We start from the raw sequence: 6,622 nt of genomic DNA, 5'->3' as shown, positions 1-6,622 counted from the left end.
CACCGTTAATGGTGGGGCTGGCAATGACACCATTAATGGTGTTAATGGAGCAAGTCTTACTACCGGATTAGGAGAAATAGATGTTCTTTCTGGTGGAGCAGGAAGCGATCTTTTTATCTTAGGAAATACTACCAAGGCTTATTATGATGATGGCAATACTCTAACTAATGGTAGTAACGACTATGCCGATATTACTGACCTCAACATCGGAGATATTATTCAACTTCAAGGAACAAGTAGTAATTACCTGCTGGCTGTTGTCGGTGCAGACACTCAAGTATTAATCAACAAGCCAAATACCGAACCTGATGAACTTATTGGTATAGTCCGAAATCAAACAGGCTTGAGTCTAACAGGAACTTATTTTAGCTATGTTTTTGATAATACTCCGCCGACCAACCAAGCGCCCACCAACATCACCTTAAATAACAGCACAGTTGCCGAAAATCAACCCATTAATACAAAGATTGGTAATTTCACCACCACAGACCCAAATACTGGTGACAGCTTCACCTATAGCCTAGCATTAGGAACAGGTGATACAGATAACAATTCATTTAGTATCGTTGGTAATAATGAGTTACAAACCAACTCTGTATTTGACTACGAAACGAAAAACAGTTACAGCATTCGCGTCAAAACCACAGACCAAGGTGGGTTAAGTTATGAAAAAGAATTGACAATTAACATCAATGATCTTAACGAAATTACTGGTAATCCTTTAATTAACAATGGACGTAACCCAATTGTAGGAACTGCTGGTTCTGACTATATTATCGGCGGTCCAGGGGCAAAAACCATTAGTGGAGGTCTAGGTAATGATTTCTTCGTCTTTACCAATCTCCGAGATGTGGGACAACGGATTACGGATTTTACTATGGGAGAAGATAAAATTGTCCTTACCCAATTACTCAGTAGTATAAATTATAATGGTGCTGATCCTATTGCGGATCAATACATGAGATTTGTAGCCGGAACAGGTAGTAATACTGGTAGTACCTTTCTGCAAATTGATCGGGATGGGATTTCAGGTAGTTCCATATTTAAGAACTTCCTTCAGGTTGATAACATCACTACCACCCAGTTAAATAACGTCAACAATTTTGTTTTTTAGCATTTTGTATCAGGAACTCTATGTTATACTCAAAACGGCTGAAACATGAACTTTTGTAGAATCACGAGTTCACATGATTGCTGTGCTTTATATTCAGACAGCATTTTTTCATTGCTCAGTTCCTTTTCACACAGAACATTCGTAGCAATTATAAACCTGCCTGCACTTACCATTTCTTGCTCAATAACATCTTTATTTTCATCAACCGTTGCTGAAATTTGATAGTATTTTGATTTATTTTCTTCTTTGATGTTGGGAGTTTTTTCCGTAATTTCGATATCTCTGTACAGGACAAAAAATAGAGAAAAAGCTTGCAAAGGAAACAGAGAAAGGGTTTCATAGAAAGTTACCACACAATCAAAGAAACCCCTATGAACCAGATTAACCTATTACGAGACACACTAAAACCACATTTGGAATGGCATGGAGCGCGTCTAAGCTTTTTAGCCTACCTTCCGCACCCTAAACTGTCACACAACGAAAATTGGTCGTTTGGAGATTTGGTTTTAGCGATAGCCTACCAATATTTCTTGGTTTTGGTACAAAATACAACATTAAATGGGGATAAAAATCAGAAAAAACCGATTGTGACACCGGGGGGTGCGGAATGTGGGTTATAATTGTTTCTTGAATATCTTCTTTTATTTATCTGTTGATCTCTCCAGGTGGTGTGCATTCTTATTGCTTCTTATTGAGAATAGGTTTTGATGATATTTTTGGTGATTTGCTGTTTCTCAAATGCCTTTTTTCACTTTATATGTTTCTTTTGATGCTCCTTTTGATTTCCATCTCCGTAATTTCCCTCTGTAACAGTTTGGGGTGCGGAATGTGGGTTTAATCTTTTACCTGATGTAGTGCGTAAACCATTCACTCGCCAGTTGTGCTACTGCTGCTAATTTACCTGGTTCTTCAAATAAATGGGTGGCTCTAGGAATAATCTCCAGCCGTTTTACTGAGTGCAACTGTGCCAGTGCATCCTCATTCATTGCTATTACGGGCTGATCGTAACCGCCAACAATGAGCAGCGTTGGTGCTTTGACGTGAGGTAATGCTGAACCCGCTAAATCAGGTCGTCCACCACGAGAAACAATAGCTTGTACTGCCTCTGGACGTTCTGCGGCGGCAACCAGGGCTGCACCTGCTCCTGTACTAGCACCAAAGTAACCTACTTTGAGGTTACAAGTATCTGGGTTATGTACCAGCCAATCTGTCGCCCCAACTAACCGCGATGCTAACAACCCAATATCAAAGCGTAAATGTCTGGTTCGCAAATCAATTTCTTCTTCTTCAGCAGTGAGCAAATCAATTAATAAAGTTGCTAGTCCCGCCTGTTGTAAAACTTCAGCAACATAGCGATTACGAGGGCTGTGACGGCTGCTACCACTGCCATGAGCAAATAATACTATACCTGTAGCCCCATTGGGAATTACCAAATTCCCCTCTAAGTTAACTTTACCTGCTGTCACTGACACCAGATATTCTTGGGGGTGCTGTGTTAATGTTCTATCCATAACCTCAACCTCCATTTACGAATTATTAGCTACCAGTAATTTTTGCCTTGTCAACAGTTCACATACCTCTGCGTCGGTTGTTTGCTGAAAATCTTCGTACCAAATACCGATGGCACACAAATCTTCTGGCATCATTAGGCACACAACCTGATCTACTTCTGCTTGCACTTCTTCACAGGTAGATGCTGCTGCAACTGGAACTGCAACCACAAGCTTGCGGGGCTTTTGCTTTTTTAATGTAGCACTTGCTGCTCGGATAGTAGCACCCGTAGCAATACCATCGTCAACCAGAATAATAGTATGATTTTTGACTTTTGGTAGGGGACGATTACCCCGATAGGTATGGCTACGGCGGTCTAATTCCCGCATTTCGATAGCTGCTACTTCATTAATAATTTCTGGGGAAATCCGCAACCAATCAACGACATTCTCATTAATTACACGCACCCCTCCGGTGGCAATAGCACCCATCGCTAGTTCTTTGTGTCCAGGTACACCGAGTTTCCGCACCAAGCAGACATCTAATGGGGCATCAAGTTCCTTTGCTACCTCATAAGCCACAGGCACACCGCCACGGGGAAGCCCCAATACTAAAACATCTGGACGATTGGCATACTCTGTTAACTGGGCAGCTAAGAGTTTACCCGCTTGCGTCCGATTACGGAATCTGCGTAACATATTTTTATACCTCTTTATTAAAATAAATCACTAATGGAAGTCGGAGATTTGATAGTAAATCCTTGAATAGCAGTAGCAATTAAAGGCGCAACCGAGACAATTTTTAATTGCTGCCAGTCGGTTTCTTTTGGTGTTATAGTGTCGGTGACAAAAACAGCCTTGATGCTGGGATGACTTAATTTAGCCCGTGCATCCTGAACAAATAGCCCGTGAGTAGCAGCAATAATTATTTCTGGACGGGCTTGGGCTGTGAGTAGTGCTTCAATACTCCTGGCAAGCGTGCCGCCTGTGGAAATCATGTCATCAATAATTAAACAGGCACAACCTTTTGCATCCCCGACAACACGAGTCACTGCTGTTTCTGTGCCACTTTTGCGGTGTTTGTGTAGCACCACTACCTCACTATTCAGCCGTTGAGCATACTGGGTTGCTATTTGGACGCGCCCCGTGTCTGGCGATACAACCACAAAGTTAGGGGGCAAATGATGGCGGATAGCTTCACAAAAAATGGGTACAGCGGTCAGACTATCTACAGGAATCCGAAAGAAACCTTCAATTTGTGGGGTGTGTAAATCCAGTGTGACAACATGATTCACCCCCACAGCTTGTAATACTTCAGCTACCATACTGGAAGTAATTGGCTCTCGTCGTCCTTGGCGTTTATCTGCGCGGGCATAGCCAAAATAAGGGATAATTGCCGTAATTCGAGCGGCCGCAGCCCGCCGACAAGCATCTGTAAAAGCTAAAAGTTCTACTAAATGGTCATTGACAGGTGGGGCTGTGGACTGAAGGATAAAAACAGCCTTTTGGCGTACTGACTCCAGGAGTTCTACATTTACCTCACCATCTGGAAAGCGTTCAACCACAGATTTACCCAAGGGGATATTGAGTTTTTGAGCAACTGCGGCAGCTAAATCAGGGTTAGCTGTGCCGGCAAAAAGGATAAAATTGTCCATAATCACGACGTTATTTAGTGATTTGCTGCCAAGCTGCATCTAGAGCCGATTTTGTGCGCTTGCTGGCACGGGAAATACTCTCTTGCAAACTATGCCATTGTTCTTGCAAAAACTCCGTAGCCTCTTCTAAGGCATGATGTGGATGATCAGTAGAAGCTGCCACTTCGTCGCTAACTTCTTTAATTTTGACGCGGACAACTTCGGGTTTATCGTTGGGGGTAATAAGATGATGTAAGCGATGCCTTCGGCAGGCTACGCCAACGCCTATAATATGTACCAGATGTTGTACTTGTTGAGATTTCTCACTCAAAAAACCCTGTAATCCTTCTGATTCTCCTTGAAGTTGGTCTTGAACATCTTCGCGGATAATTAGTTTATTGGTGCTAATTTTCTCGATATCTTCGGGATACAGGACTGCGCGTCCACCAAAAGGAACTGCAATTTCTCCAGCCACAATATAAGCAGCGATTTCTCCAGTTTGCCAATCAAATAAAAAATCTTCCACCCAATCTTGAGTTTCACCCAGCGCAGATTCAACCGTAATTTGATCCAAGCAGTGAAGATTGTCTGGAATGTCTTGCACTGGATGATAATAAATTGACACCGCACCCATGCCTATCCCAGCAATTCCCTGTACTGGTAAATAAGCTTCCTCGCCGGAAAAATAGGCAATACGCCCGGAATCATCGAGCCAGACTTCTTCTAACTCAGCAAAGCGAGCAGATGTCGAGCTATCTATGGCTATTGAACCGATAATTTGACTACGACGCACAACATTGAGCATATTTCCCCTCCCATACTCTCTATTTCTGAGAAGTTTGATTAATAAACACAGCGGCTGATCTTTTGCCACCTTGTTGCTTGGAACTTGAACTCTACTTTGAGGGTAGCAAGAAAATCAGAGAAATTGTTCCATCAAATTGTAGAAAAAATGTAGAAGAAATGTAGAAGAAATTAATCCCAGGAGAACGAACTGAGTTATTAAGCAATAACAAACCCATATTTCATCGCATCATTTGGATCTACTACAAACTGTTGAATTCCTGTGATAAATGCTTCTCCAGTAACGATGGGATCTACTGCGGCGAACTCACCCACTTGAACTTCCTTAATTACTTTGCCTTTGAAGTTACTACCGATGATGCTCTCGCTAGTAAATTCGACACCCAATTGGAGTTTACCCCTGCCATATAGTGTAGCCATAATAGCTGAAGTACCAGTACCACATGGCGAGCGATCCATTTGACCATTGCCAAAAATCACTACATTTTTAGAGTAGGGTCTAAAAGGTTCAGGTTGCTCATAAATAGCTGTGATTTCTACTGTATTAATATGTTGTTCTATGGGATGCTGCACCTTCAATTGATCATTGACTGCCCTTTTCACCATCATTCCCAATTGGAGCAGTTTGGAAATATTGTCAGGCTGAAGTGAAACGCCTAAAGCCTTTGCTTGGATAATAGCAAAAAAGTTTCCTCCAAAGGATACATCAATGGTAATTTTCCCTAAATCAGGAAGAGTAAGTTCTATGTCTTTGGCATATAAAAATGAAGAAACGTTAGCGACAGAAACCTCATACACTTGGTTTTCTTCAACCCTAGCATGACTTTCAACTAAGCCTGCGGGCGTATCAAAAATAATCATTGTTTCTGGTTCGGTCTTGGGAATCATCCCCATCTCAATTAGGGCTGTAGTGATGCCAATGATTCCACTCCCACACATATCGACATAACCTGCATTATCCATAAAGATAACGCCATATTGTCCTCGATTAGTTGTTGGTGGAGTGATAATCGCCCCAAACATATCTTTATGTCCTCTAGGTTCCTGCATCAGGAGAGTGCGAATGTGGTCTAAATGTTGTTTCATGTAATGCTTCTTTGCTGCCATTGTTGATCCTGGAATTGGCGGCAAACCACTCATGATAATTCGTGTTGGTTCTCCTGCTGTGTGGGTATCAATAGCTGAGATAATTTGTTCAAATCTCGTCATAAATAAATTCCTCTCAAAGGTAATATTTTTCAGAATTAACTCTCTCTTGAGATTGATTTATCAAATAATGAATGAACAAAAACTCCTGAGATAGATGTTAAAAGAAAAATTTAAATAAGTTGTAAAGTAGTTGTGCTTTCCTCACAAATCTCTCAACTTTGTTACCTAACTGGAAAGATATCTTGCGCTAGAAGTTTTGGCTATAACTAAAATAATAACCCTTAATCAGATCAAGAAGGCGATGAAAAATGATGACAAGATTCTGAAATCGTGCTGAAGCAAGACAAAAATTAGCAAACAAGCTAACAGATTCTGCAAATCGCCCAGATGAAGGAGTTTTTCACTTAATCTCACTACAAAAAAAGGCAGCA

The 6,622-nt window shown here is 41.4% G+C and carries 8 protein-coding genes; 2 read left to right on the top strand and 6 right to left on the bottom strand.

All coding sequences use genetic code 11. The features are described 5' to 3' along the window. Positions 1–1,114 (top strand): cadherin domain-containing protein (locus CA730_RS25480; RefSeq protein WP_231940001.1); only part of this gene is annotated, 1,114 nt, incomplete at its 5' end. Between the two features lie 29 nt (positions 1,115–1,143). Here the strand turns inward: CA730_RS25480 and CA730_RS06335 are convergent. Continuing rightward, positions 1,144–1,467 (bottom strand): hypothetical protein, encoded by a 324-nt coding sequence (locus CA730_RS06335; RefSeq protein WP_096665301.1) that lies wholly within the window; start codon positions 1,465–1,467, stop codon positions 1,144–1,146. 18 nt (positions 1,468–1,485) lie between these two features. Between CA730_RS06335 and CA730_RS06330 the strand changes: the two genes are divergently transcribed. After that, positions 1,486–1,734 (top strand): hypothetical protein, encoded by a 249-nt coding sequence (locus CA730_RS06330; RefSeq protein WP_096665298.1) that lies wholly within the window; start codon positions 1,486–1,488, stop codon positions 1,732–1,734. Between the two features lie 222 nt (positions 1,735–1,956). On the opposite strand, the gene CA730_RS06320 is transcribed toward CA730_RS06330, so the two are convergent. The 5 genes from CA730_RS06320 to CA730_RS06300 form a co-directional block, all read right to left on the bottom strand. Beyond that, entirely contained in the window at positions 1,957–2,625 is a 669-nt protein-coding gene (locus tag CA730_RS06320) for a dienelactone hydrolase family protein (RefSeq protein ID WP_096671325.1), read from the bottom strand. A gap of 15 nt (positions 2,626–2,640) precedes the next feature. Then, on the bottom strand, positions 2,641–3,303 hold the full coding sequence (locus tag CA730_RS06315; protein WP_096665295.1) for a phosphoribosyltransferase: 663 nt from the start codon (positions 3,301–3,303) through the stop codon (positions 2,641–2,643). A 17-nt stretch (positions 3,304–3,320) separates the two neighbouring features. Next, positions 3,321–4,259, bottom strand: coding sequence for a ribose-phosphate diphosphokinase (locus tag CA730_RS06310; protein WP_096665292.1), 939 nt, complete (start codon positions 4,257–4,259; stop codon positions 3,321–3,323). A 10-nt stretch (positions 4,260–4,269) separates the two neighbouring features. Beyond that, the gene (locus CA730_RS06305) at positions 4,270–5,043 is read right to left on the bottom strand and encodes a photosystem reaction center subunit H (protein ID WP_096665289.1); all 774 of its coding nucleotides are present in this window, start codon (positions 5,041–5,043) and stop codon (positions 4,270–4,272) included. A 197-nt stretch (positions 5,044–5,240) separates the two neighbouring features. Further along, a complete protein-coding gene (locus tag CA730_RS06300; RefSeq protein ID WP_096665286.1) occupies positions 5,241–6,251 on the bottom strand; it encodes a proline racemase family protein in 1,011 nt (336 codons plus the stop codon). Positions 6,252–6,622: the final 371 nt, after the last annotated feature.

This window comes from Dolichospermum compactum NIES-806 (assembly GCF_002368115.1).
Lineage (GTDB): Bacteria > Cyanobacteriota > Cyanobacteriia > Cyanobacteriales > Nostocaceae > Dolichospermum > Dolichospermum compactum.
Note: the sequence above shows the minus strand (reverse complement) of the source record. Positions and strands in the feature narration are given on the sequence as shown.

Coding starts and splice junctions, on each gene's coding strand:
- CA730_RS06310 (WP_096665292.1), bottom strand. CDS start 4,259: ATGGACAATTTTATCCTTTTTGCCGGCACAGCTAACCCTGATTTAGCT.
- CA730_RS06320 (WP_096671325.1), bottom strand. CDS start 2,625: ATGGATAGAACATTAACACAGCACCCCCAAGAATATCTGGTGTCAGTG.
- CA730_RS06300 (WP_096665286.1), bottom strand. CDS start 6,251: ATGACGAGATTTGAACAAATTATCTCAGCTATTGATACCCACACAGCA.
- CA730_RS06315 (WP_096665295.1), bottom strand. CDS start 3,303: ATGTTACGCAGATTCCGTAATCGGACGCAAGCGGGTAAACTCTTAGCT.
- CA730_RS06305 (WP_096665289.1), bottom strand. CDS start 5,043: ATGCTCAATGTTGTGCGTCGTAGTCAAATTATCGGTTCAATAGCCATA.
- CA730_RS06330 (WP_096665298.1), top strand. CDS start 1,486: ATGAACCAGATTAACCTATTACGAGACACACTAAAACCACATTTGGAA.